The sequence below is a fragment of the Halorubrum rutilum genome (assembly GCF_042665015.1).
GTDB lineage: Archaea > Halobacteriota > Halobacteria > Halobacteriales > Haloferacaceae > Halorubrum > Halorubrum rutilum.
Map to the genome: position 1 here is coordinate 302,220 of NZ_JBHTBL010000004.1, position 24,086 is coordinate 326,305.

At 73.1% G+C, this 24,086-nt stretch carries 26 protein-coding genes and 1 other RNA gene; 10 read left to right on the forward strand and 17 right to left on the reverse strand.

Annotated features, from left to right (window positions below):
• Nucleotides 1–55: 55 nt before the first annotated feature.
• The 4 genes from ACFQMF_RS05720 to btuC form a co-directional block, all read right to left on the reverse strand.
• Nucleotides 56–862, reverse strand: coding sequence for an ABC transporter permease (locus ACFQMF_RS05720; RefSeq protein WP_256408522.1), 807 nt, complete (start codon nucleotides 860–862; stop codon nucleotides 56–58).
• Nucleotide 863: 1 nt separating this feature from the next.
• On the reverse strand, nucleotides 864–1,859 hold the full coding sequence (locus ACFQMF_RS05725) for a substrate-binding domain-containing protein (protein ID WP_256408521.1): 996 nt from the start codon (nucleotides 1,857–1,859) through the stop codon (nucleotides 864–866).
• A 222-nt stretch (nucleotides 1,860–2,081) separates the two neighbouring features.
• A complete protein-coding gene (locus ACFQMF_RS05730) occupies nucleotides 2,082–3,389 on the reverse strand; it encodes an ATP-binding cassette domain-containing protein (protein ID WP_256408520.1) in 1,308 nt (435 codons plus the stop codon).
• Complete coding sequence (btuC, locus tag ACFQMF_RS05735) at nucleotides 3,386–4,528, reverse strand: vitamin B12 ABC transporter permease BtuC (RefSeq protein ID WP_256408518.1); 1,143 nt, start codon at nucleotides 4,526–4,528, stop codon at nucleotides 3,386–3,388. The genes ACFQMF_RS05730 and btuC overlap by 4 nt, the downstream gene beginning before the upstream one ends.
• A gap of 62 nt (nucleotides 4,529–4,590) precedes the next feature.
• Here btuC and ACFQMF_RS05740 point away from each other — a divergent pair, with 62 nt between their 5' ends.
• Nucleotides 4,591–5,763, forward strand: coding sequence for a PGF-CTERM-anchored ABC transporter substrate-binding protein (locus ACFQMF_RS05740; protein ID WP_256408516.1), 1,173 nt, complete (start codon nucleotides 4,591–4,593; stop codon nucleotides 5,761–5,763).
• A 22-nt stretch (nucleotides 5,764–5,785) separates the two neighbouring features.
• Here ACFQMF_RS05740 and ACFQMF_RS05745 read toward each other — a convergent pair whose 3' ends face one another.
• The 3 genes from ACFQMF_RS05745 to ACFQMF_RS05755 all read right to left on the reverse strand — a co-directional run bounded on the left by ACFQMF_RS05745 (nucleotide 5,786) and on the right by ACFQMF_RS05755 (nucleotide 9,444).
• A complete protein-coding gene (locus tag ACFQMF_RS05745) occupies nucleotides 5,786–6,520 on the reverse strand; it encodes an MBL fold metallo-hydrolase (RefSeq protein WP_256408515.1) in 735 nt (244 codons plus the stop codon).
• 35 nt (nucleotides 6,521–6,555) lie between these two features.
• The gene (locus ACFQMF_RS05750) at nucleotides 6,556–7,446 is read right to left on the reverse strand and encodes a hypothetical protein (protein WP_256408514.1); all 891 of its coding nucleotides are present in this window, start codon (nucleotides 7,444–7,446) and stop codon (nucleotides 6,556–6,558) included.
• Nucleotides 7,447–7,527: 81 nt separating this feature from the next.
• A complete protein-coding gene (locus tag ACFQMF_RS05755; RefSeq protein WP_256408513.1) occupies nucleotides 7,528–9,444 on the reverse strand; it encodes an ATP-dependent DNA ligase in 1,917 nt (638 codons plus the stop codon).
• Nucleotides 9,445–9,599: 155 nt separating this feature from the next.
• On the opposite strand from ACFQMF_RS05755, the gene ACFQMF_RS05760 reads away from it, so the two are divergent.
• Nucleotides 9,600–11,168 (forward strand): glutamate-cysteine ligase family protein, encoded by a 1,569-nt coding sequence (locus tag ACFQMF_RS05760; RefSeq protein ID WP_256408512.1) that lies wholly within the window; start codon nucleotides 9,600–9,602, stop codon nucleotides 11,166–11,168.
• Between the two features lie 400 nt (nucleotides 11,169–11,568).
• Here the strand turns inward: ACFQMF_RS05760 and ffs are convergent.
• Both ffs and ACFQMF_RS05770 read right to left on the reverse strand, forming a co-directional pair.
• An RNA gene (ffs, locus tag ACFQMF_RS05765) (signal recognition particle sRNA) lies at nucleotides 11,569–11,880 on the reverse strand.
• Nucleotides 11,881–11,929: 49 nt separating this feature from the next.
• Entirely contained in the window at nucleotides 11,930–12,343 is a 414-nt protein-coding gene (locus tag ACFQMF_RS05770; protein WP_256408511.1) for a DUF7548 family protein, read from the reverse strand.
• A 170-nt stretch (nucleotides 12,344–12,513) separates the two neighbouring features.
• Between ACFQMF_RS05770 and ACFQMF_RS05775 the strand changes: the two genes are divergently transcribed.
• Nucleotides 12,514–12,972 carry a hypothetical protein gene (locus ACFQMF_RS05775; protein WP_256408510.1) on the forward strand — a complete coding sequence of 153 codons (459 nt, stop codon included), beginning with the start codon at nucleotides 12,514–12,516 and terminating at the stop codon, nucleotides 12,970–12,972.
• Between the two features lie 24 nt (nucleotides 12,973–12,996).
• Here ACFQMF_RS05775 and ACFQMF_RS05780 read toward each other — a convergent pair whose 3' ends face one another.
• Together ACFQMF_RS05780 and ACFQMF_RS05785 are read right to left on the reverse strand one after the other, a co-directional pair.
• Nucleotides 12,997–14,022, reverse strand: a complete 1,026-nt coding sequence (locus ACFQMF_RS05780) for an aldo/keto reductase (protein ID WP_256408509.1) — start codon at nucleotides 14,020–14,022, stop codon at nucleotides 12,997–12,999.
• Nucleotides 14,023–14,117: 95 nt separating this feature from the next.
• Nucleotides 14,118–14,396, reverse strand: coding sequence for a ribonuclease P protein component 4 (locus ACFQMF_RS05785; RefSeq protein ID WP_256408508.1), 279 nt, complete (start codon nucleotides 14,394–14,396; stop codon nucleotides 14,118–14,120).
• Between the two features lie 151 nt (nucleotides 14,397–14,547).
• Between ACFQMF_RS05785 and ACFQMF_RS05790 the strand changes: the two genes are divergently transcribed.
• From ACFQMF_RS05790 to ACFQMF_RS05810, 5 genes are all read left to right on the forward strand, one after another.
• Complete coding sequence (locus tag ACFQMF_RS05790; RefSeq protein ID WP_256408507.1) at nucleotides 14,548–14,742, forward strand: methytransferase partner Trm112; 195 nt, start codon at nucleotides 14,548–14,550, stop codon at nucleotides 14,740–14,742.
• Nucleotides 14,743–14,790: 48 nt separating this feature from the next.
• Nucleotides 14,791–15,372, forward strand: a complete 582-nt coding sequence (locus tag ACFQMF_RS05795; RefSeq protein ID WP_256408506.1) for a DUF7524 family protein — start codon at nucleotides 14,791–14,793, stop codon at nucleotides 15,370–15,372.
• 86 nt (nucleotides 15,373–15,458) lie between these two features.
• A complete protein-coding gene (locus ACFQMF_RS05800) occupies nucleotides 15,459–15,647 on the forward strand; it encodes a DUF1918 domain-containing protein (RefSeq protein WP_256408505.1) in 189 nt (62 codons plus the stop codon).
• 22 nt (nucleotides 15,648–15,669) lie between these two features.
• Nucleotides 15,670–16,116 carry an RNA-binding protein gene (locus ACFQMF_RS05805; protein ID WP_256408504.1) on the forward strand — a complete coding sequence of 149 codons (447 nt, stop codon included), beginning with the start codon at nucleotides 15,670–15,672 and terminating at the stop codon, nucleotides 16,114–16,116.
• A 76-nt stretch (nucleotides 16,117–16,192) separates the two neighbouring features.
• The gene (locus tag ACFQMF_RS05810) at nucleotides 16,193–17,644 is read left to right on the forward strand and encodes an FAD-dependent oxidoreductase (protein WP_256408503.1); all 1,452 of its coding nucleotides are present in this window, start codon (nucleotides 16,193–16,195) and stop codon (nucleotides 17,642–17,644) included.
• A 9-nt stretch (nucleotides 17,645–17,653) separates the two neighbouring features.
• On the opposite strand, the gene ACFQMF_RS05815 is transcribed toward ACFQMF_RS05810, so the two are convergent.
• The 6 genes from ACFQMF_RS05815 to nth all read right to left on the reverse strand — a co-directional run bounded on the left by ACFQMF_RS05815 (nucleotide 17,654) and on the right by nth (nucleotide 22,577).
• Nucleotides 17,654–18,205, reverse strand: a complete 552-nt coding sequence (locus tag ACFQMF_RS05815; protein ID WP_256408502.1) for a hypothetical protein — start codon at nucleotides 18,203–18,205, stop codon at nucleotides 17,654–17,656.
• The gene (locus tag ACFQMF_RS05820; protein WP_256408501.1) at nucleotides 18,202–18,696 is read right to left on the reverse strand and encodes a phosphopantetheine adenylyltransferase; all 495 of its coding nucleotides are present in this window, start codon (nucleotides 18,694–18,696) and stop codon (nucleotides 18,202–18,204) included. The genes ACFQMF_RS05815 and ACFQMF_RS05820 overlap by 4 nt, the downstream gene beginning before the upstream one ends.
• Nucleotides 18,697–18,790: 94 nt before the next feature.
• Nucleotides 18,791–19,444 carry a winged helix-turn-helix domain-containing protein gene (locus ACFQMF_RS05825; RefSeq protein WP_256408500.1) on the reverse strand — a complete coding sequence of 218 codons (654 nt, stop codon included), beginning with the start codon at nucleotides 19,442–19,444 and terminating at the stop codon, nucleotides 18,791–18,793.
• A 106-nt stretch (nucleotides 19,445–19,550) separates the two neighbouring features.
• A complete protein-coding gene (locus tag ACFQMF_RS05830) occupies nucleotides 19,551–20,630 on the reverse strand; it encodes a glutamate--cysteine ligase (protein ID WP_256408499.1) in 1,080 nt (359 codons plus the stop codon).
• A gap of 540 nt (nucleotides 20,631–21,170) precedes the next feature.
• Nucleotides 21,171–21,722, reverse strand: a complete 552-nt coding sequence (locus ACFQMF_RS05835; protein ID WP_256408498.1) for a DoxX family protein — start codon at nucleotides 21,720–21,722, stop codon at nucleotides 21,171–21,173.
• 171 nt (nucleotides 21,723–21,893) lie between these two features.
• Nucleotides 21,894–22,577, reverse strand: coding sequence for an endonuclease III (gene nth / locus ACFQMF_RS05840; RefSeq protein ID WP_256408497.1), 684 nt, complete (start codon nucleotides 22,575–22,577; stop codon nucleotides 21,894–21,896).
• Between the two features lie 101 nt (nucleotides 22,578–22,678).
• On the opposite strand from nth, the gene ACFQMF_RS05845 reads away from it, so the two are divergent.
• Together ACFQMF_RS05845 and ACFQMF_RS05850 are read left to right on the forward strand one after the other, a co-directional pair.
• Nucleotides 22,679–23,041 carry a DUF5658 family protein gene (locus ACFQMF_RS05845; protein ID WP_256408496.1) on the forward strand — a complete coding sequence of 121 codons (363 nt, stop codon included), beginning with the start codon at nucleotides 22,679–22,681 and terminating at the stop codon, nucleotides 23,039–23,041.
• A 74-nt stretch (nucleotides 23,042–23,115) separates the two neighbouring features.
• Complete coding sequence (locus ACFQMF_RS05850; protein ID WP_256408495.1) at nucleotides 23,116–24,003, forward strand: VOC family protein; 888 nt, start codon at nucleotides 23,116–23,118, stop codon at nucleotides 24,001–24,003.
• Nucleotides 24,004–24,086 lie beyond the last annotated feature (83 nt).

Below are 24,086 nucleotides of genomic sequence, written 5' to 3' on the forward strand. Positions count from 1 at the left end.
GGTCGCCGCGGCGTCACCGCCGTCCGTGTCGACGTCCTCGTCCGCGAGCACGCCCTTACCGAACGACGACACGGTCTTTCACCTCCTTGACCGCCAGGTCCGAGAGGTTCCCGAAGAACGCGAACAGCAGGATCGAGCCGACGATGACGTCAGGGCGCGCGAGCACGCGGCCGTCGCTCAGCAGGAACCCGATCCCCTCGCTGGCCGCGATCAGCTCCGCGGCCACGACGAACATCCACGCCAGCCCGACGCCGCCGCGGATCCCGACGAGCAGGCTCGGCACCGCCGCGGGGAACACCACCCGCCGGAGCGACTCGACCCGACCGAGGTCGTACACCTCGGCGACCTCCAGCAGGTCCTCGCTCACGTTCCCGATCCCCGCCGAGAGGTTGAGGTAGACGGGGAAAAAGGCGCCGACGGCGATCAGCAGCACCTTCGCGCCCTCGCCGATCCCGAACCACAGCAGGAACAGGGGCACCCACGCCAGCGAGGGGATGTTCTTCAGGCTCTGGAGCAGGGGGTCGAGCAGGTCGTCGGCGAGGCCGTACAACCCGGTGAGCGTGCCGAGGGCGATTCCGACGCCCGTCCCGAGGAGGGCGCCGAGGAACACGCGCCGGACCGTGATCGCGACGTGTCCCCAGAGCTCGCCGGAGGCGCCGAGCCCGTAGAGGGTCTCGACCACCCGCAGCGGCGTCGGGAGCTGGTGGGCGGCGAAGACGCCCGTCGCGACCAGCAGGTGCCAGGCGACGACGATCGCCGCGGGCACGACGAAGCCGAGCAGCCACCGGAACCGGTCGGCGTCGGGGAGGACGCCGGCGGCGGTCTCGATCCCCGTGCGCTCCGCCTCGCGCGTCGTCGCCATCTCACTCGCCCCCGTTCCCGGCGTCGCCGACGACTTCGGCCGCGAACTCCGGGTCGAGCAGGTCGTCGACGCTCCCCGCGGGGTCGGCGTCGTCGGTGACGAGCCCCTCGCGCTCCAGGATCGGCGCGAGGTCGGAGAGCAGTTCGCCGTGGGACTCCCCGGGAAGCGGCTCGGAGAGGTCGGTGCGGCGCGTGAACACGCGCTCGGCCACCGCCTGCGACATCTCCGACTCGCTCGCGAGGATCCCCGCGGTCTCGGTCGGGTTGTCGATCGCCCACTCGCGGCCGCGCTCGTAGGTTTCGAGCACCCGTCGGGCGTCCTCGGGATGGTCCGCGAGGAAGCCGTCGAGGAAGTTGAGGAAGCCGTAGGTGTTGTACGCGGGCTCGCGGAAGAACAGCTCCGCGCCGTCGTGCTCCAGCTCCAGCTCGGCCATGTGGGGGTCGAGCCCGGCCCACGCGTCCACGTCGCCCCCCACCAGCGCCGACTGCCCCTCGGGGTGTTGGAGGTGGACGACCTCGACGTCCTCCTCGCTCAGCCCGGCGTCGTCGAGCGCCTGCAACAGGAAGAAGTACGGGTCGGTGCCGCGCGTCGCGGCGACGCGCTTCCCCTCCAGGTCGGCGACCGACTCGACGCCCGTCTCCGCGAACGTGACGAGCGCGGTCCACTCCGGCTCCGAGTAGACGTACGGCGTCGTGATCGGGACGCCATTCGACCGCGCCATCAGCGCCGCGATCCCGGCCGTGGAGGCGACCTCAGCCTGTCCGCTCTGCGAGTACTCGTTGGCCTGGTTGCTGCCGAGGCTCAGCACCCACTCGACGTCGACGTCCGTCTCCGCGAACGCCGCCGACAGCCACCCCTTCTCGCGCAACACGAGGCTGACCGGGTTGTAGTAGGCGTAGTCGACCGTCACAGTCCGTCCGTCGCTCCCGGCGCAGCCGGCGAGCAGCGAGCCGCCGATCGCCGCGCCGGTGCCGCGCAGGAACCGTCTTCGTTCCATCGTACCACCTCGTACCGGACCCACTGATAAGGACGTATGCCTATGGAGAATACTTATCTGCAGCTATGATGCTTGATGATAATTAATTACGGAGCGTGCGAGACGACCACAGGGATCGATCCGCCGCCTCGGAGACGCAGACGACGGTTCGCGCGAGGCGCTCGCCTCGCGGCCCGTGAGCCCTCCGAAACCGGCCGTGTCCGATACCGGAACCGATTGCCGTCACGCGTCACGCGAGCGTCCCGCGTCGCCGTCGGGGTCGCGGACCGCGTCGAGCAGGGCGCCCGCGTCGCCGTCGGCGTCGACCTCGACGAGCCGGTCGGCCGCCGCGAGGACCGCCGCGTTCGGGTCGGCCCGGTCGCTCTCGGTCGGGGGAACGCCGCCGGTCGCGACGCCGTCGTTCGCGCCGCCGCCGACGGCGACCGTCGCGTCGGCCTCGCGCGCGAGCGCCACTGCCGCCTCGCGGGCCTCCGCGTCGACGGGCTCGAACGCGGGCGCGGTGACGAGCGCGGCGTCGGCGTCGCGGGCGGTCTCGGCGGCCGCGTCGCCCTCGGGGACCACCCCGACCGAGAGCTCGTGGCCCGCGGCCGCGAGGCGGGCGACGACCCTCGAGGCCGCCCGCCCCCGACCGACGACGTGGAGGCGTCGCCGGTCGGCGTCGTCGGCGTCCGCGTCGCCCTCGCCCGTCCCCTCGACCGCGTCGAAGGCGGTGACCGCGGGCGTCCCTGTCGCGGGGTTCCGCCCGACGAACGCCTCGGCGTCGAACGCGGCCCGGAGCGCGTCCGCGGTCAGCACCTCGTCGGGCGGGCCGGCCGCGTGGACCCCGCCGTTCGCGAGGACGACGATCCGGTCGCAGTACCGGGCCGCCATGTCCAGGTCGTGGATCGCCGCCAGCGCGCCCCGCCCGTCGTCGACGAGGTCGCGGACGAGTTCGAGGGTGCGCACCGCGTGGTTCGCGTCGAGGCTCGCGGTCGGCTCGTCCAACAGGAGCGCCGGCGTCCCCTGCGCCAGCGCCCGCGCGAGCAGGACGCGCTGGCGCTCCCCGCCCGAGACCTCGGTGATCGAGCGGTCGGCGAAGCGCGCGACGCCCGCGGCGTCCATCGCCTTCGCGACCGCCCGGTCGTCGTCGGCGCCGTGGCCGTCGAACCGGCCGAGGTGCGGCGTCCGCCCCATCTCGACCACGTGGCGCACCCGGAAGTCGAACGCGAGGCTCGTCTCTTGCGGAACGCTGGCGACGCGGCGGCCGGCCTCGCGCGGGGAGAGGTCGCCGGCGCGGTCCCCGTCGATCCGAACCCTCCCCGAGTCGGGCGCCAGGGTCCCCTTGATCGCCCGGAGCACGGTCGTCTTCCCCGCGCCGTTCGGCCCGACGAGCCCGACCAGCTCGCCGCGCTCGACCCGGAGGTCGACGCCGGCGACGACCGGCACGTCGCCGAACGAGACCGTCAGACCGGCGACCTCGACGAGGGGCTCGTCGCCGCCGATCCCCTCACCACCGCTCCCGTCGCCCTCCGCGGTCGGTCCCGCGCTCACAGCTCGTGCACCTCCCGGTTCATCAGCAGGTAGACGAAGAAGGGCGCGCCGACCGCGGCGGTGACGATGCCGACCGGCAGCTCCGTGCTCCCGGCGCGGGCGACCGTGTCGGCGGCGACGAGGAACGACCCGCCCGCGAGCGTCGCGGTCGGTAACAGGACCCGGTGGTCGGGCCCCACGACCAGCCGGAGGATGTGCGGGACGATCAGCCCGACGAAGCCGATGACGCCCGCGAAGGCGACGCCCGCGGCCGTGATCAGCGCGGAGGCGGCGAGGAGGATCCGCTTGGTGCGCTCGACCGCGATCCCGAGCCCGCGCGCCTCCTCCTCGCCGAGCAGGAGGACGTTGAGGTCTCGCGCGTACGCGAGCAGGAGGAGGAACAGCGGCGGCACCACGACCGCGGTCGCCGCGACCTCGCTCCACGAGGCGCCCGAGAGGTGTCCCATCAGCCACGCGACGACCCGTCGGAGCGACTCGCCGGCCTGCAGCTGGAGGTACGAGATGACCGCGCCGAGGAACGTCTGGACCGCGACGCCCGCGAGCAGCAGGGTCGCCACCGGCGTCCGGCCGTGTCGCGTGGCGATCGCGTAGACGCCGAAGGCGGCCGCGAGCGCGCCGGCGAACGCGGAGAGGCTGACGCCCGCGCCGTGCGAGAGCCCCAGGTCGACCGCGCCGACCAGGGGGAGCGTCACGGTCGCCGACAGCGCCGCGGGGAAGACGATGAAGGCGACGGCGCCGACCGCCGCGCCGGAGGAGACGCCGATGATCGAGGGGTCCGCCATCGGGTTCCGGAAGAACCCCTGCATCACCGTGCCGGCCGACGCGAGCGCGGCGCCGACCAGCGCGGCCATCAGGATCCGGGGGAGCCGGACGCCGACGACGATCTGCGCGTGGACGCCGTCGACCGGATACGCGAACGGCGAGGCGTACGCGAGACCGATCTCCGGCAGCATCAGCGCTCCCGCCCCGGCCGGGCTCGTCTCGATCCCGGTCGGCACCGACACCGCGTTCAACACCGCCTTCGCGACCGCCGCGGGCGGTATCCGGACGGGACCGATCGCGGCGCTCGCCACGATCGCGGCGACGAGCGCGACCGCTAACCCCGCCGACCAGACGGACGCCCGCGTCCACGCGTTCATTCGTTCTGCAAGAGGAGTTGTAGTAGGTAAGTACTTATTGGACGGGGCGCGTCGTGGACCCAATGCGAACCGGACACGTCATCGCGGCGGCCCTGCTCGTGACGACCGCCCTCGTCGGCGGCGTCGCGGGCCCGGCCGCGGGCGCACAGCCGGCGACGGCGCCGTCGCCGACGACCGAGACCACGACCGACGGGCCGGTCGTTCACCAGGCGGGCGAGACGTGCGGGTTCCCGCTGGAGGTCACGGACGCGACGGGGACGACGGTGACGCTCGACGCGGCGCCGGAGCGGATCACGACGACGAACCCGTCGGCCGCCCAGACGCTCTGGGAGCTCGGCGAGCGGGACCGCGTCGTCGGCGTCACCCAGTACGCCGCCTACCTCGACGGGGCGAGCGAGCGGGAGAACGTCTCCGCCGAGGGGCTCGGCGTGAGCGTCGAGCGCGTCGTGGCCACCGAGCCCGACCTCGTGCTCGCCCCGAACGCGTCGGCGGGACAGGTCGAGGCGCTCCGCGACCAGGGGCTCACGGTGTACCACTTCCCCGAGGCGACCTCCATCGAGGCCATCGCGGAGAAGACCGGGACCGTCGGCCGCCTCGTCGGCAACTGCGAGGCCGCCGCCGACGTGAACGCGGAGATGAACGCGGCCGTCGCGGCCGCGGAGAACCGGACCGCCGGCCTCGACCGCCCGGACGCGCTGTACCCGCTCGGCGGCGGATTCGTGGCCGCGAACAACACGTTCATCAATTCGATCATGGAGGCCGGCGGCGTGGACAACGTCGCGGCCGCGGAGGGCGACGGCTATCCGCAGCTCTCCGACGAGGTCATCCTCCGGACCGACCCCGAGCTGATCCTCGTCACTACCCCCGACGCGGCGATCTTGGAGGAGGAGCCGTACGCCAGCACCACCGCCGGCGCGGAGGGCAACTACGTCGTGATGGAGGTGAACTACCTCAACCAGCCGGCGCCGCGCAGCGTGATCGAGTCGACGACGACGCTCTCGACCGCGGTCGAGGAGCTCCAGACGGAGGACGGTGCGACTGACGGGAGCGACGGAGAGGACGGAAGCGACGGCGAGACCGACGGCAGCGACGGCGGCACGGCCGACGACGGCACGGACGACGGGGCGACCGAGGACGGCGGCGACGCGACCACCGGTGACGAGGCGCCCGGATTCGGCGTCGTCGCCGCGCTGGTCGCCGCGGTCGCGGCGGCGCTGATCGCGCGGCGGCCGTGAGGCGGTTCCCGGGCGTCGACCCCTACTGATTCGCCGAGGGGGCGTCCAGCGCGACGGGGATCGACCGGGCGGCCACGTCGCCCGCGAACGCCTCGCCGTCGGCCTCCAACTGCGCGAAGGTGTCGTAGTGGATCGGAACGACCAGGTCCGGGTCCATCGCCTCGGCCAGCTCGGCGCTCGCGCGCCGGTCGGAGACGATGCCGCCCCCGCCGATGTTCGCGAGGAAGATCGAGACGTCGAGCTCCGCGAACGCGTCGAGCGCGTCCGAGTCGCCCGGCCAGAAGACGGTGCGGTCGCCGAGGCCGAGCAGGAACCCGCAGCCGAACCCGGGCGGGTGCGTCACCGAGCCGTCCGGGCCGGCGTTCGGCCCCTCGGGGTCGTTGTGGGCCGCGACGGACCACACGGTCGCCTCGCCGGCGGGGGTGTCGACGTCGACGCGCGCCTCGTCGTCGACGCGGACCACGTCGTACTCGTCTGCGAGCGAGCCGATCGGCTCCACGTCGCGGTCGATCCCCGCGGGGTCGACCGCCTCGTATATCACGAGCGTCGCGTCGTCGCTCGCGACCGACCGGATCCCGTCGGGGTCGTAGTGGTGGTCGTGGGTGACGACGACGAGGTCGCCGTCGCGCGCCCAGTAGTCGTCGAGCACGCCGTATCGCCCGGGATCGGTGTAGGCGACCGGGCCGTCCTCGGGCGCGAGCCGCGCCGTCGCGTAGCCGAGCCACTCGACCGCGAAGCCGTCGTAGCGGACCGTCATGGCTCACGCTCCGGGCGCGGGCGCCTTGAGGGTGGCTATGCGGGATCGACGCCGCCGGGCGTCTCGCCCCCGTCGTCGACGCGGATCAGGTCCCACGCGTCGTCGAGGTCGGGTTCGCCATCGAGGGCGTCGCCGCTCCCGGCGGTCTCGCCCCGCTCGGGCGCGAACGCCGGGCCGAGCACGTGTTCGGGGACGATCGGCATCGGGATCGGGACGTAGCCCGCGGCGCGCATCGGCGCGAAGCCGCTCGCGCTCTCGACGACCGCGCCGTCGGCGCCGCGACGCACCCGGAACCGCTTGTCGTCGGGGTGGCGGCTGTACGCGTACGGGAACGCCTCTGCCGGCGGCTCCCGGAGGCTCTCGACGCCCGCGAGGACCGCGACGACGCGCCCGTCGACCTCGCAGACCAGCCGCGGGACGGCGGGGCGACCCGCCTCGTCGACCGCGGCGGCGTCGACCTCCGGACCCGCCGGGACCGGGCCGACCGGCGTGTCGGTCTCGCGCCACGCGAACGTCGGCTCGCCGAGCCCCTCGAAGCGGACGCAGGCGTACCCGCCGCCCGCGACGGGGATCCGGTCCGGACCCGCGTGGAACGTCCGTCGGCCGTCTCGCTCGTCGGCGAGCAGCGGGGGGTCGGCGAGCAGCGACCGCACCCGCTCGGCCGTCGCGTCGTCGGCGACGACGAAGCAGGCGCGGCGGTCGCGGTCGAGCGCGTGTGCGAGCCGCGAGGCGACCACCGTCGGCGTCGCGTCGTCCGCCGTGAGCGGCTCGACCGCGACGGGCGCCTCGTCGTCCCGGCGGGTCGCCACCGCCGGCGGCTCGGCCCGCGTCTCCGGGTGCGCGACCGCGTACCCGTCGTCCGCGAGCCGCGCCGCGGCCGCGTCCGTCAGCCGCCGTCGCGTCGCGTCCCCGAGGGGGCCTGGCATGGACGGGAGTACGGGCCCGAGGCCCAAGGAGTTTCGCGTGGACCCAGCCGCGCTCGGTCCGGCGGCGTGTGGCTCGGCCGATCACGCCGAGTCGCCCGCGAGCCGCGCGACTCGCTCCAGCGAGTCGGCGTCCGCGACCGACTTGTCCTCCCGGACGCCGACGAACCGGGGGAACCGCAGCGCGTACCCCGACGAGTACGTCGGCGACGCCTGGATCTCCTCGTAGCCGACCTCCAAGACGACCGCGGGCCGGATCGAGAGCTCGGTCCCGTCCTCGCTCACGACGTGGGGCTCCAGCCGCTCGGTGAGGTCGGCGAGCGCCTCGTCGGTGAGCCCGGTCGCGACCTTGCCGATCGTCGCGAACTCGCCGTCCGTCTCGCCTCCTCCGCCGTCCGTCTCGCCCCCGCCGCCGTCTCCTCCCGCCCGCACCCCGAGCAGGAACGTCCCGAACAGGTCCGCGCGGCGCCCCTCGCCCCACTCGGCGCCGACGACGACCGCGTCGAGCGTCTCCACGTCCGGCTTGCGCTTCAGCCACTCCTGCCCGCGGTCGCCCGGGGTGTAGGGCGCGTCGGGGTCCTTCAGCATCACCCCCTCGTGGCCCGCGTCGAGCGCGGCCGCCTCCGCGGCCTCGATCGACTCCACGTCGCTCGCGAGGTCGAGGGTCGCGGCCGCGTCCGGGACCGCGTCGACGAGGCGCTCGTGGCGGACGCGGAGCGGCTCGTCGAGGAGGTCGTCGCCGTCGGCGTGGAGGCAGTCGAAGGCGTGGAGCCGGAGCGACACCTCCTCGCGCATCCGGTCGACGTCGTGTTTCCGACGGAAGCGCCGTAACACCTCTTGGAACGGAAGGGGGTCGCCGCCGTCGTCGACCGCGACGACCTCGCCGTCGAGGATGACCGGGCCGTCGACGCGGGCCGCGACGCGCTCGGCGATCTCCGGGAGCGCGTCGGTCACGTCGTCCATGTTCCGGGAGTAGAGCCGCGGGCCGAGCCCGTCGCCCTCGGGGGCGCCGCCACCCTCGCTCTCGGCGGTCTCCCCGTCCTGGCTCTCGGCGGCCTCCCCGTCCCCGCTCCCGGGCACGTTTCCGTCCTCGCCTCCCGGTGCGTAGTGGACCTGCACGCGCGCCCCGTCGAACTTCGTCTCGACGGCGACCTCGCCGAACGACTCGACCGCGTCCGTCGCGGTGCCCGCCTGCGCGAGCATCGCCTGCACGGGGCGCCCGACGACGAGGCCCTCCGCCCGGAGGCCCGCGAGCCCGTCGTCACGCGCGAGGACCGCGACCCGGCCGTAGTCGTTCGTCACTTGGAGCGCGCGCTCGACGGCCGCGACCGCCTCGTCGCCGGCGTACAGCGTCGGCTCCGCGTCGTCGCTCTCGGGGGACTCGAACTCCGAGTCGGTCAGGAACGCCTCGGCGACCGCGTCCCGGACGGTCCCCTCGCCGACGCCGATCCGCATCTCGCCGAGCACGAGGCGTGCGAGGAACTTCGCCTCGGCGGGCTCGCAGCGGTTGAAGAGGCCGAACAACGCGTCGAGCTTGCGGGACTCGCTGCCGTCGCCCGACGCGGCCGCCAGCTCCCGCAGCGCCGCGTCCAGTTCGGCGACGGTGAGCGCGTCACGGCCGTCGCCGAAGGCGGCGAGCCCGCGCTGCCCGCCGAGGTCGACGTCGGCGGCGACCGCGCCGATGTCGCCCGCCGACGCGAGCCGGTCCTCGACGTCGGCGGCGGTCACGTTCGGGCCCGCGGCGCGGGCGATCGCCTCCCGACACAGGGTCGGCCCGACATCGAGCGTCCGCGCGTCGTGCGCCGGGAAGACGCGCCCGAGCAGGAGGCGGGTGACCGTCGCGAGGTCGTCGTCGGCTCCGCCGCCGGCGTCCTCACTCCCGCCCGCCCCGTCCTCGCCGCCGGTCTCGGCCAGCAGGTCGGCGACCGCGAGCGTCGTCCCGATGTCGCTCGGCTCGGCCGCGATCCGCTCCGCCCGGGCGGCGAACGTGGCGAACTCCATGGGCGAGGTCGGAAACCGGCGGGCAAAAGCGCCCCGGTCCCCCGCGCCGGCCTCCGCGTCGACCGCCCGGCGTCGCGTCCGCCGATCGTGGCGAGGATCCCCACGCCGCCGATCGGCCGTAGCCCTTTTTATCAGCCGGGCACGTCGACCGTCGCATGAGCACGGAGTCCGCCCTCGCAGACGGCGTCCGCGAGGCGCTCGCCGTCGACCCCGACGAGTTCGCCGCGCGCGCCGAGGAGGAGGCGGAGATCGTCAAACAGGAGCTCCGAGACGGGGCCTTCGACAACCACCAGTCGATCGTCGGCTTCGAGTACGAGTTCTACGCGGTCGCCGACGGGCGGTGGAGCGAGGAGTCGCGGGCGGGCGAGTACGCCCTGATGCGCGTTCCGCGCCGCCTACTGGAGCTGATGGGGTTCGAGAAGGAGCTCGGGCTCCACAACGCCGAGATGTCGACGAGCCCGCAGCCGCTCTCCGACCACGGGCTCCGGGCGCAGCTCGCGGAGGTGCGCGCGCGGCTGGAGGCGGCCGAGAACACCGCGGGCGTCGAGGGGATGCGGCTCGTCTCCGACGGGCTCTGGACCATCCCGCCGACCGGCGAGACGGCCCACGGGTACCTCACGGACAGCGTCGACGTCGACGGCGTCACCGTCGCGGTCAACATGAGCGACGCGGTCCGGTACCACGCGATGGCGAACGCGAGCGACGGCGACGAGCGCGCGACGACCCTGGAGGCGCCGGGGGTGTCGCTCGCGGCGGACACCGTGATGCCGGAGAGTCTCATCACTTCGATCCAGCCGCACTACCAGGTCGCGCACGCCGAGACGCTCCCGCGTCACTTCCGGTACGCGCTGCGGGTCGCGGGGCCCCTCCTGGCGCTCGGCGTCAACTCCCCCTTCTTCCCGCCGGACCTGTACGACGACGGCTGGGACGGGGAGCGCGTCCTCGACGAGGGCGCCGCGGAGAACCGGATCCACGTGTTCGAGTCGGTGCTCAACCAGCGGACCGACGAGGACAAGGTCCGGTTCCCGCGCGACGTGCACGACGTCGAGACCGCGATCGACCGGATCGCCGGCGACGAGACGCTCATCCCGATGCCGGAGCCCGAGGGGACCGACCGGTTCGACGACGCGTTCGCGACGTTCCGGACGAAACACGCCAGCTACTGGCGGTGGGTCCGCCCCGTCTTCGAGGGGGCGAGCCGGTCGAGCGCGAACGCCCGGATCGAGTTCCGCCCGATCGCGGCCCAGCCCACCGTCCGCGACTCGATCGCCTTCCAGGCGGCGTTCGCCGGGCTGATGGAGTCGCTCCCGCAGCGCGAACACCCCGTGGCCGGCCTCGACTGGGAGACCGCCCGCGACAACTTCTACGCCGCCGTCGCCGACGGGCTCGACGCCGACATCGAGTGGGTCCGCGGCGACGGCGACTGCACGGTCGACACCGACGCCGTGTACGAGGACCTCCTCGACCACGCCGAGGCCGGGCTCCGCACCGCCGGCTGCCCGGAGGAGGAGGCGGCCTCGTGGCTCGCGCCGCTGCGGTGGCGCGTCGCGAACCGGACGACTCCCGCGAGCTGGAAGCGCGAGCGGGTCCGCGCCCGCCTCGACGCCGGCGACGACTTCGAGACCGCGGTCCACGACACCCAGCGCGAGTACATCGACCGCCAGTCCGAGACGCTCGTCGAGGGCGGCTTCTCCGCGTGGAAGGACAGCGGCGAGACGGGGTAGCGCTTATAAAAGCCGACAGCCGAGACCACACCAACCGGTCCGGCGCGCCCCGGTGAGCGGCCCGGAGGGCCGCGAACCGACGGTGCGAGGGACGCGGTGAGCGATGCGGGCGACCATAGGGAGCCCCGAGCGAACCGCGAGGCTGGGGAGGTGTGAGGTGCGGTTCGGTGCTGTGCGGGGTGGGGCTCAAAGGGGCAGTCGCGAGGACGAAGCCCGGCGCAGTAAGCACCGCAGCGAAGGAGCGAAAGCGACTGAGCGAGGAGCGCAACAAGCCGCGCGAGTCGTCGCGACTGGGGCTTTGGAAGTTTTCACCGGCGATCCGCTGTCAAACATTTATAAACAATCGTCTGTATTGCCGTTCGAGTATCGCTCACGCTCACCGGAATAAAACGCGTATGAATGGCGGACTGGCGGGGTGGCCCGGCGTTCCGGTGCGGGGTATCCCGGTTGCCTTCTCCACCCCGCGACCCGACGAGCGACGGGCGTTCGGCGATGGGCTGCTCGCTTCCGCGCCTGACCCGGTGTCGCCGACGAACCGCGACGGACCGCTCCTGCGAGCGGGCGCCGCGGACCGCTGTCCCCGGCGGACGAGGCTTCCACGTTGGCTCTCGGGGCCCGCGCCGGTCTGACCGGACGCGCCCGCTGTTCGGTCCCCGCTGAAGACTACCTCACGGGTGACGAGCGGGGCCTAACCGCCCGACCTAGTCCGTCCGGCGATACTCGGGTGCGGCATAAGGGCCTTTCGTTCGGCGGCTCCCGAGCTACGCCAGCAGCGCCCGGGCGTACGCCGCGGCGGAGAGCGGTACGGGGACGGACAGCGCGACGACGACGCGCGCGTGCCACACCAGCCAGAGGTTGTCGCGGAACATCGGGCTCGGCTCGATCGCCAGCGCCCACGTCGCCGCGCTCAGCGTCGTTGCGGCCCCGAGCACGACCGCGACGCCGGCGAGCGTCCCGGGGTCGAGGTTCCCCCGTTCGACCGAGGCGACGACGACCGCGCTCAGCAGCGCGAACAGCGCGATCCCGGCGGCGCCGACGGCCCCGGACGCGTAGTAGTCGGCGAGCTGCGTCGCGTACTCCGGCCCCGTGATGACCGCGTACGGGGCGCCGAGCGCGACGACGGTGGCGACGGCGGCTGCGATCCCGACCCGGCGCGAGGCGTCGCGGAGGTCCATACGCGCCGGTCGGTCCGGGACCGCGGTAAAAGGACCGGATCGCCGGCGACCGCGGCGACCGCGGCGGCCCTTCCGAACCGCCCCTCCCCGCGCCGTCGACCCTCGCACCGCCCCCTCCCCGCGCCGCCGACCCCCGTACCGTTTTGCGTCGCCGGTGCGGAGGGGGAGCCATGAGTCTCGACGTCGACCCGCCGGAGCCGCCAGAGCTCGCCGCCGTGGACCCGAACGAGTACGAGGACGCGGAGGTCGCCGGCGGCGAGTACCGCCGCGACGACATCGAGGCCCTCCTGCGCGAGGGGGCGTGGGAGGACGCCTTCGCGGAGTGGGCCGCCGGCAGCGACATGGACGAGTCGGACTGGCGGATCGCCGTCGACCTCAGGCTCGTCTCCCGGTTCGACTTCTTCTGGGACGACTTCGCCGATCGCGTCGGCTACCACGCCCCCGGGCTGCCGGAGGACTGGAAGGAGCGCGACCTCCACCCCGACCTCGACTCGTGGGGCACCGTCTCCGCGATCAACGCGGGGCTCACGGAGCTCGGCCAGATCGTCTGCGAGACGCTCAAGGAGGAGTACATCGACTGGGAGGCCGACTTCGAGGCCCCGGACGACCTCCCCGACTTCGACGAGTAGGGCCGGCCTCCTCGGTCCGTCCGTTCAATGCCCCCAGAGCGTCCCGTCCGGGGCGTACCGCGCGTCCATGATCCGGTCCCACTGCGCGTCCGAGAGGTCGAGGTCGGTCGCGGCGACGTTCTCGGCGAGCTGGTCGGTCGTCCGCGCGCCGACGATGGGGACGCAGGTGAACTCGTCCCACTCCGTCAGCCACGCGAGCGCGACCTGCGCGGGCGTCGCGTCGAGCTCGTCGGCGACCTCGCGCACCGCGTCGAGCACCTTCCAGCCGCGCTCGGAGAGGTAGAACCGCTCGAACCGGTCGTCGAAGCTCGCGCGCGAGCCGTCCGGCGCGATCACCTGCTCGGGATCGTCCGGGTCGGCGCGCTCGTACTTCCCGGTGAGGAACCCGCCCGCGAGCGGGGAGTACGGACAGACCGCGATCTCCTGGTCGATACAGACGTCGAGGTACTCCTTCACGTCCTCGTAGTAGCCGGCGTGATGGAGCGGCTGGACCACGTCGAACCGGGCGTAGTCGTTGACGTCGGCGGTCCACAGCGCCTTCGTCAGCTGCCACGCCGCCATCGTCGACGCGCCGAGGTAGTGGACCGTCCCCTCCGAGACCAGCTCGTCGAGGACGCGCATCGTCTCCTCGATCGGCGTCTCCTCGTCCCAGCGGTGGATGTAGTAGACGTCGAGGTAGTCGGTGTCGAGCCGGTCGAGCGTCCCCTCGACCTGCGCCCGGACGTGCTTGCGCCCGAGCCCGGAGTCGTTCGGGCCGGGCTCGCCGCGCCCGTCGAACGGGAAGTACACCTTCGAGGCGATCACGTAGTCCTCGCGGTCGCGCTCCGCGAGCCACTCGCCGACGTACTCCTCGCTCGTCCCGTTCGGGTTCCCGTAGACGTTGGCGGTGTCGATGAAGTTGATCCCGTGGTCCTCGGCCGCGTCGAGCAGCTCGTGGGCCTCCTCGCGCCCCGTCTCGACGACGCCGTTGGTCTCGCGCCCGAAGCGCCACGTCCCGAAGCAGAGCTCCGAGACGCTCAGTCCGGTGTTCCCGAGCCGTCGGTAGTCCATACCTCCACCACCCGTCGGCGGTTTATAAAGCGTTGCGACAGCGGCGGTTCGGCGGGTGGCGGTCGACCTCGCCGGATGACGAGTCCCCGCCGCACTCACTCGAACGGGTACCGCGCCGTCGACCCGCACTCGCGGCAGCGCACGACGACGCGGCCGGGCCGGAGCCGGACGCGGCCCGTCTTCCCGGGCCGGAGGTACACGTCGCAGTCGTCGCAGGTCCGCCGGGAGAAGTCGGCCGGGAGGCCGCAGCGGTTCCGCTCCGCGATCCGGCGCGCGAGCGCGACGTACTCCCGGGAGCGGTCGTACTCGCCGTCGACGACCGCCTCGCGGGCGAGCGTCAACAGGCGCTCGATCCGTTCCGACGGGATCCCCATGTCTCGCCGGGCGTGACGGACCGGCAAAGTCGTTGCCATCGGCGGTCGAGACGATCGGTTTCTCGGCGGTCGAGACGATCGGTCTCTCGGCGGTCGATCCGAGCGCGGCCGACCCGCACGCTTTTTTATCGGTCCACGCGAACGACGTGGTATGAAGGAGTCCCTGATGGACGTCGTCTGCTGCCCGCTCGACAAGGCCGACCTCGAACTCGACGTCGAGGACCGGGACGAGGAGGAGGTCCTCGCCGGGACGCTCACCTGCACCGAGTGCGGGGAGGCGTACCCCATCGAGGACGGGATCCCGAACCTGCTCCCGCCGGACATGCGGGAAGAGGCGGCGGCGTAGCTCGAATCGTACTGCATCTTTTTTTAGTGTGAGTTCGTCGACCCGCATGTGCAGACACTCTCCGTCGAACTGAACGGGGACACCGTCCACTCGATCCGGGCGCCGGACCGGTTCGAGGCGACCGGTCCCTTCTCGATCGCCCTCGAGAACCGCGGCCGGTCGACCCACGTCCACCTCCACTTCGACGACGAGCTCGACCGGGCCCTCTCGATCGGCGAGGCCAACCACTACGTCGACGACGAGTCGACCAGACGGGTCCACGTCGCCGCCGCCGAGATCGAGGAGCCGATCGCCGGGAAGCTGAAGGTCGTCACCGGGTACGGCTCGAACACCCGGTACGTGGACGTCAGGCTCGACCCCCCGCGGGAGACCGGGCCCGACGAGGTCACCGTCGACGAGACGTTCACGAAACCCCCGGAGCGCACCCCCGACCCCCCGCCGCGGCAGCGCGCCGCGAACGCGATCGCCGGCCTCGTGGAACGCGGGGGCGTGCCCGGGGCGGTCCTCGGTCTCCTCGCGGTCGCCGCCGGCGTCGCGCTCGCGCTCGCCGTCGACAGCGTGATCGTCTCCGTCGCGGTCGGCGTCGTCCTGACGGTGTCGCTGGCGGCCGTGTTGCTCGCGGTCGCGTGACCGCCGTCGGCCCCTCGCCCCGCCGCGCGACCGTCCCGCCGCTCCGGATCCGCGCGCTTTTAACCGTCCCACCGGAACGGAACGCCATGAGCTTCGAGAAAGAAGACGAGGTCGTGCTCCACGACAAACACAGCGAGTACGACGGCGAGACGGGCACGGTCACGCAGGTGATGGAGACGATGTTCGGCGACGCGACGTACACGGTCAGCTTCGAGGACGGCCAGGAGACGGGCGTCCCCGAGGACGCGCTCGACGCCGTCGAGAGCGAGGAGTAACCGACCCCCTTTTCCGACCCGCATGGCCAAAGTCCCCTTCCACTACGTCGACCTCCGGGCGTTCGCGTACGCCACCGAGGACGAGAAGCGGGTCGAGGACGCCCTCCGCCGGTTCCTCCCCGAGGACGCAGAGCTCGACCGCGTCGAGAACGTCGGTCACCACGGCGACCGGATCGCCGTGCTCTCCGCGCGGATCGAGAACGCCGACGGGATGCGCCACGTGCTCGACGCGCTGGCCGACCTCGACGACGTCGACCGCGTGATCGACGAGCTCGACCAGCGCGTCGACGACAACTGCGCGCTGTTCCTCCGCGTCGACAAGCAGGCCGCGTTCCGCGGCGAGGTCCGGCTCGGCCCCGGGATCACCGTCCGCGCGAAGGTGGAGGCGTACCCGGCGAAGAAGGCGGCCGCCGTCGAGAACGCCCGCGAGACGCTGTCGCGGCTGGTCGACGGCAAAGGCGACGAGTGACAGGCGGGCCCCGGGCCGGGCGTCCGGCCCGCACCCCCGGCGTGGCTTTTTGTGCGGTCCCGCCGTCGTCGCGCCCATGAGCGACCCCTTCGTCGTGGTCGGCGCCGACGCGGCCGGGCTGAGCGCGGCCAGCAAGTTCCGTCGCGAGGCGCCCGACCGCGAGGTCGTCGTCTTCGAGAAAGGCCGGTGGATCTCGTACGCCTTCTGCGGGATGCCGTACTTCGTCGAGGGCCGCGTCGAGCGGATGTCGGACCTCCTCTCGCTGTCGCCCAGCGAGGTCGACGAGCGGGGGATCGACCTCCGGCGCGGCCACGAGGTGGTCACGGTGGATCCCGAGGCGAAGACCGTCGCCGTCGAGACCGCCGATGGCGACTCGTTCGAGCAGCCGTACGACGACCTCCTCGTCGCGACCGGGGCGCGCGCGACGACCGGCCCCTTCGACGCGCGCGGGGTCGACGGCGCGTTCACCCTCCACGACATGGACGCCGCCGCCGCGATCGACGCGTACGTCGCCGAGCCGGACGCCTACGACCCCGCCCGCGCCGACGTGAGCGCGGTCGACCGCGAGCGCGTCGAGCGCAACGCCGCGATGCCGGCCCCCGAGACGGCCGCGATCGTCGGCGGCGGCTACGTCGGCGTCGAAATGGCCGAGGCGCTCGCCGGTCGCGGACTCGACGTGCACGTCTTCCACCGCTCCGGGCACCTCCTCTCTGACTTCGGCGAGGCCGTCGGCGAGCGCGTCGCAGAGGAGCTGGGGGCGAAGGGCGTCACGGTCCACACGAACGCCCCCGTCGAGGCGCTCGTCGGCGACGACCGGATCGAGGCCGTGACGTTCGGCGGGGATGCCGACGGCGAGGGCGCCGAGACGCTCCCCGTCGACCTCGCGGTCGTCGGCGTCGGGATCCGCCCGAACACGGAGCTGCTCGACGGGACCGGCGTCGAGCTCGGCGAGGGCGGCGCGATACTGACCGACGGGCACGGCCGGACGAGCCTGTCCGACGTGTACGCCGCCGGCGACTGCGCGACCGCCTTCCACGCCGTCACCGGCGAGCCGGCGTGGATGCCCCTCGGGCTCACCGCGAACCGGGCCGGGCGGGCGATCGGCGCCACCGTCGCGGGCGACCCCACGCCCGTCGGCGACATCGCGGGCACCGCGGTCGTGAAGGCCTTCGACATGGAGGCCGGCCGCGTCGGCCTCGTCGGGGACGACGCCGCCCGCGACGCCGGCTTCGATCCCGTCCGCGAGACCGTCACCGCCGGCTCTCGGTCGGGCTACTACCCGGGCGCGGCCGAGACCGACGTGACGCTCGTCGCCGACCGCGACTCCGGCCGCCTGATCGGCGGGAGCATCGTCGGGCCCGACCGCGCCGCGATCCGGATCGACACGCTCGCGACCGCGCTGGAGGCGGACATGACCGTGCCGGAGGTCGAGCGGCTGGACCTCGCGTACGCGCCGCCGTTCTCGCCGGTGTGGGACCCGGTCCTCGTCGCGGCGAAGGTGCTCAACGGGACGCTTGGGGAAGCGTAGGGGAAGGGGTCAGTCGATCGCGTCGGCGTCGCCGCCGGCGGTCGCCCCGCCGTCGGTCTCCGCTCCCGCCTCGCGATCGCCGCCGACGCCGGCGACGACCCGCCCGACCGCGTAGCCCGCGAGGCCGACCGCGACCGCGGCCGCGAGGGCGACGCCCAGCGGTTCGGCGACCGCGACCGCGAACGGGAGGGGGTCGGCGAGGGGGACCGCGTACGGCGCCGGCCCGACCGTTCGCAGGAGGACCGCCGCGAGCGGGCCGTACGCCAGCAGGACCGCGGGGAGCGCGCCCGCGCCGACCGCGGCGTACGCGACCGTCCCGACGGCGGTCAGCGCCGCGAGGACCGCGGCGACCGGTGCCACGACGCCGGCGCCCGACGTCACCGGGACGGCGGCGCCCGAGGCGGAGACGACCCCGACGAGTCCGCCGGCGAGCGCGACCGCGTCGAAGGCGGCGTACGAGACGGCGAAGCCGACCGCGCTCCAGACGGCCGCGCGCTCGAACCCGGTCTCCCCGAGCGCGACGCGGGCGAAGGTCCCGGGGCCGTCGTCGTCGGCCGTCATTCCGGGCGGGTCGCGCCGCGCCCCTCGCGGTCGGGCGTGAGGTTCCCGTGCTCGTCGATCTCGCCGGCGACGATCCGCGTCGAGGAGATGCGCTCGCCGTCCTCGGCCGGGACGTGGTCGACGACGACCAGTTCGAGGGGGTCGTGGCCGCGCTCGCGGCGGATCTCGTTGATCCGCTCGCCGCCCGCCCTCGTCTCGGGCGAGACGATCAGCGCGTCGAACTGCGGCTCGACGGCGATCCCGGTCGGCTCGGTGAGCTCGCGGACCGCGAACTCGCGGTCGTGCGCCTCGGCCCGGGGCTCCAGCTCGGCCTCCAGGTCGCGCTTGCGGCGGTCGTACGGGCGGACGTAGCGCTCGACGTGGCGGGTCTCCGGCGCGAGCTCGTCGGACGTGAGCCCGACGGTGACGTCCCCCAGCTCGAACGCCCGTTCGAACAGCTTCCGGTGGCCGTCGTGAACGGGATCGAACGTACCACCGAGCGCGACGTTCATGCCCGTCGGTTGCGCGGCCGGAACTTAAATTGTCCCGAACTCTGGACCGACGCGGAGGCGGCGTCCGTCGAGTCCGGCGCGCGCCGCGCCACCGCTATCGGTCGTCGTCGCGCTCGTCGCTCCCCGCGGCCGTCCCGTCGTCGTCGCTCCCCGCGGCCGCGTCGCCCTCGTCGGCTCCGTCCGGCTCGTCCCCGTCACCGTCGTCGCCGACGGAGATCTGGACCGGCTCCGCGTCGCCGTCGGGCGACTCGCCGCCGAGGCGACGGTCGAGGTTGAAGACGGCGTTCAGCTCGCGCTGGACGTCGCCGACGACCCCGCGGACCAGCTCGCTCGGCGCGATGGCCTCGTACTCGTAGGGGTTGTTGCCGGCGCCGCTCGCCTCGCGCTTGTCGCGCTCGACCGTCCCCTCGTCGTGGAGCTCCGCGAGCGCCTCGCGGACCGTGCTCGGGTAGAGCCCGGTGCCGTCGGCGACCTCGTCGCTCGTGCTGTTCGGGTTGTCGCGCAGGTAGACGTAGATCCGGGCGCGGGTCTCGGTGTCGAGCAGCCACGCCAGCAGGTCGACGACGTTGTCGTCGAACCCCTTGACGGCCTTGTCCGCGCCCTCGCCGAGCCGCTCTCTCGTCTTGCGGAGTTCCTCTCGCGTCCGCTCGGTCGGCGACTCGTCTCCCTCGCCCTCCGGGTCGAGGGCCACGCCGCCGTCGGCGTCCGCAGCGGGGTCGTCGTCATCGTCGAACTCGTCGCTCGTCATACCGCAGAGTGGGGTCCGCGCGCCCAAAAGCGTTTCTCGTCGCTTTCGTTCCGACGGAACGCGGGCGTCCGAACGGCCCCGCGCCGCCGCGGTCCCCGCTCGCCGGCTACGGCGACAGGACCAGGTCCTCACAGAGGGCGTCCAGTCCGGACTCCTCGCGGAGCCGCCGCTGGCGCTCGACCCCGCTCTCGGCGTCGTACACGTCGCGGATCCCGGAGATCCCGAGCCGGTCGCACTCGCGGTCGACGACCTCGTCGAGCGTGACCGTCTCCTCGCCGCTCCGGGCGACGAACGAGGCGTCGTGGCCGTGGCGGATCGCCCGCCACTTGTTCTCGTCGAGGAGCTCGCGGCGAAGCGCCGGCGCGGACTCGCCGTCCGCGTAGCGCTCGGCGTAGTCGACGACCAGGGCGTGGACGTACTCGACCAGCGCGAGGGTGACCGCGGGGTCGCGCTGGGCGTCCGGGGCGCGCACCTCGACCGTGCCGTGGCCGGTGTGGGGGCGCACGTCGAACCAGAGCTCGCCGCGGTCGGCGATCGAGCCCGTCTCGACCATCCGGCGCTCGTAGCGCCGGAACGCCTCGAAGTCGTCGAACGCCGACGGGATCCCGGTGTTCGGGAGGTTCTCGAAGATCTTCGCGCGGGCCGACGCGAGCCCGGTGTCGAAGCCGTTCCAGAACGGGGAGTTCGCCGACAGCGCGAGCAGCACGGGGGAGTGCCACCGGAGCCGGTTGGCGATCCACACCGCCTTGTCCGCGTCGTCGACGCCGACGTGGACGTGGAGCCCGGCCGTGGTGTTGCGGTGTTGCGGGTACTGAATCCGGTCGAGCTGCGCCGTGTACCGCGGCTTCTCGACGTGGTCGAGTTCGCGCCACTTCGCCGCCGGGTGGAGCCCCGCGGCGGCGATCCGGTAGCCGTCGGCGGCGGCGTGGTCGACGAGCGCCTCCCGCACCGTCGACAGCGCGTCCGCGGCGTTCGCCGGGTCCTCGATGCGCTCCGTCTGCGCTTCGATAGTGCACTTGAACAGCTCGTGGTCGAACCCCTCCGGGACCGCGGCCGGGGGGTCGCGGCCGTAGACGAGGTCGTCGGTTCCGGAGGTCGGGCGACCGTCGGCATCCACGATGTAGAACTCCTCCTCGATGCCGAGCGTTCCCATCCGGGCGAACGCGTCCCGCGAACCGAGATCCATTACCCCGTCGTTTCGCCCCCGCGGTCTTATATCGAATGGAACCCGAAACGGAGCGCCGGTGTCGACGCTCTGCGTTCGAAAACCGTCGCGGTGGCGCGTGCCGGTGAGTGGCCGACAGGCCGCGAACCGCACGCGCGAGGGACGCCGTGAGCGAGGGCGACCGCAGGGAGCCCCGAGCGAGCGGCGAGGCTGGGGAGGCGTGAGGTGCGGGTGCTGTGCGGTGCGGGGTGGGACTCAAAGGGGCAGCCGGTGAGACGGGCGCAGGCTCGCTGCGCTCCTCGGTCGCTCGCGTCGCTCGCTCCCTGTGGTGCTTCCGTCGCCTGCGCCCGCCTCACCGGCTGGGGCTTTGGAAGTGTTCATCACAGACGAGTCTCCGATTCGACCCCGACGCACGATCGATGATCGTCCTGTCGTCGCTCCGCGACGGTACGACCGGTAAAAACCGAATCCGAAGCCGAATTCACCGAAAACGAGTCGGCGGCGCGTCTTCACGCGCCCGATCCGGTCACCCCGACTCCTCGCACCCGATACCGTCCCCGTTCAGCCGAGGACGTACCGGAGCGTCGGGAACTTCTCGACCAGCGCCTCGCCGCCGACCTCGACGGTCTCGATGTACGCGTCCAGCCCGAGGACGCGGCCCGCGCCGAACGCCGCGACCGTGAGGAACACGACCGCGTACACCAGCGTCGAGTCGAACAGCGCGAGGACGTCGCCGCTCCACCCGCCGAGGTAGAACAGCGCCATCTGCATCGCGCCGCCGAGCGCGGCCAGCCGGACGAACGCCCCGGCGATGAGCGCCGCGCCGATGAGCAGTTGCGTGATCGGAACGACCACGTTCACGACCTCCATCAGCGCCGGGCTTGACGCCATCAGGGCGTACAGCCCGCTGACCGGGCTCGCGGGGTCGACGTTCGCGAGGTAGCCCGCGGCGTCGAACGGCCACTCCGAGACCTTCCCGAGCCCCGCGAACAGGATCATCCCGCCGATGACCGCCCGGAGCGCGACGATGAACAGCGCCGACAGCGAGTGCGCCTTCCCCAGCAGCGTGATACCGCCGAACTCCCCGCCGAACTCGTTCGTTCTGGTGGACATTGTGTCTCTCCTCACTTCCGGATACGCCGGTGACACGGATAAACCGGAGAGCGGGTTCCCCCTCGGCGGGACGGATCCGGGTAGTTCCCCTCATCGGAGGGGAGTTTAAATACCACGTCCCGAACGCTATCGGCATCGACCGCTTCTCGCCGCGCTCACCTCTCGCCGCGCTCACCACGCCTCGCCGCTCGCGAGGTCGACCTCAGCGTCTCCCTTCTCCGAGGGGCAGACGTCGGCGAGCGCGCAGTCGTCGCAGTCCGGGTTGATCGCGGTGCAGGTGGCGCGGCCGTGGTCGATCATGAGATGCGTGAACTGCTGCCAGTCGCTCTCGGGAACGATGTCCAGCAGGTCCCGCTCTATCGCCTCCGGACGCTCCTCCTCGGTGATCCCCAGTCGCCGGGTGAGCCGCTGGACGTGGGTGTCGACGACGATCCCCTCGACGACGTCGTGGCCGTGCTGGAGCACGACGTTGGCGGTCTTGCGGCCGACGCCCGCCAGGTCCGTCAGCTCCGACATCGTGTCCGGCACCTCGCCGTCGTGCTTCTCGGCGATGTCCGCGCACGCCGAGCGGATGTACTTCGCCTTGTTGTTGTAGTAGGTGATCGAATCGATCGCCTCGGCCATCTCCTCCTGGGGCGCGTTCGCGTACCCCTCGGGCGTCTCGTACGTCTCGAAGAGGTCGGCACACACCGCGTTCACGCGCTCGTCTGTGCACTGCGCGGAGAGGATCACGGCGATGAGCAACTCCAGCCGGTTCGAGTAGTTCAGCGAGATCGTCGAGTCCGGGTACTCCTCGTACAGCCGGTCGAGGACCTCCTCGACCTGCGCCGCCCGTGGTTCCAGTGGCGTGCCCATGGGGATCCCTCCGGCCGGTCGACATTGAACGATCCGGAAGCGGCGGCGGTCCGAGCGTCGCGGACCGGTAGATTCACCACGCGCGCCCCGTAGGTGACGCCGTGTCTCGGTCCTCTGATCGGCGGCGACGTCCGGCGTACAGCCGCCGACCGCGGGAGTTCTACTGGCTGTGGATCGCCGCGACCGCGACGTACGGCGTCGGGGACGTCGTCTCGACGATCGCCTTCCTAGAGTACGTCCCGACGGTCGACGAGGCGAACCCGGTCGTCGCGATCGCGCTCGACGCCTTCGGCCTCGGCGGGCTCGTGGCGCTGAAGATCGCCGTCTACCTCGTCATGCTGTGGATCAGCGTCTCGGGCGCCCGCGACGGCGACGCGTTCCTCTACTACTTCCCGCCCGTGCTCCTGACGCTCGTCGGCGCCTCCCTCACCGCGAGCAACGTCCGGCTGCTGTGGCTGGCCTGAGCCGTCGCGGGGACGTCGCCGTCGCCGCTTCCCCGACCGACACCGGTTTGCGCCGCGCCCCCGTCCGTGAGCACATGCTGCCCGACACGCCCGGGCTCCACCACGTCACGGGGATCGTCGGCGACGCGGAGGCGGCCGCCGGGTTCTACGGGGACCTCCTCGGGCTCCGGCTGCTGCGCCGGACGGTGAACTACGAGGACGTCCTCCAGTACCACCTCTACTTCGGCGACGCGACCGGGACGCCCGGGTCCGTCTTCACCGTCTTCCCGGACCCGCACGCCGACGCCACGCTGGTCACCGGGGGCGCGCCGGCCGCCGCGGCCGAGGTCGCGGTCGTGCTCGTCCACGGCCGCGGCGGGACTCCCGAAGGGCTCGTCCGGCTCGCCGACGAGTTCTACCGCCCGGGCGTGACCTTCCTCGCGCCGGGCGCGGTCCGGTCGAACTGGTTCCCCGCCCGTCACGACGCGCCGGTCGCGGCCAACGAGCCGGCGCTCACCTCGGCCGTCGACTGCGTCGCCGCCGCCTGTCGGGTCGCCGGCGACGTCGGTATCGGCCCGGAGCGGGTCGTCCTCGTCGGGGTCTCGCAGGGCGGGAGCGTGGCCGGCGAGTTCCTCCGGCGGCGCCCGCGGCGCTACGGCGGCGCGTTCGTCGTCTCGGCGGCGCTGCCGGGCGCGGACCTCGCGGGGTCCGAGGTCGTCGACCCAGACACCGACGACGAGGGGGCGGCGTCGGGGCCGCTCGCCGGCACGCCCGTCGCGCTCGACAGCAGCGCGGGCGATCCGTACGTCCCGGTCGAGCGCGTGCGCGCGACCGCCGACGCGTTCGAGCGCGGCGGCGCCGCCGTCGACCTCCGGATCGACGAGGGGGACGGCCACGGGCTCTCCGACGCGACGATGGCGCGGATCGGCGACCGGATCGCGGCGCTCGTCGACGGCGACGGCCCGGAGTCGACGCCCGGGTGAACCCGACGCCCGGACGCCGCGGGGGGAGGGCGGGCCGGTGGCCCGGGACCGAACGCGTTCGCGACACCGCACATGGCGCTCGC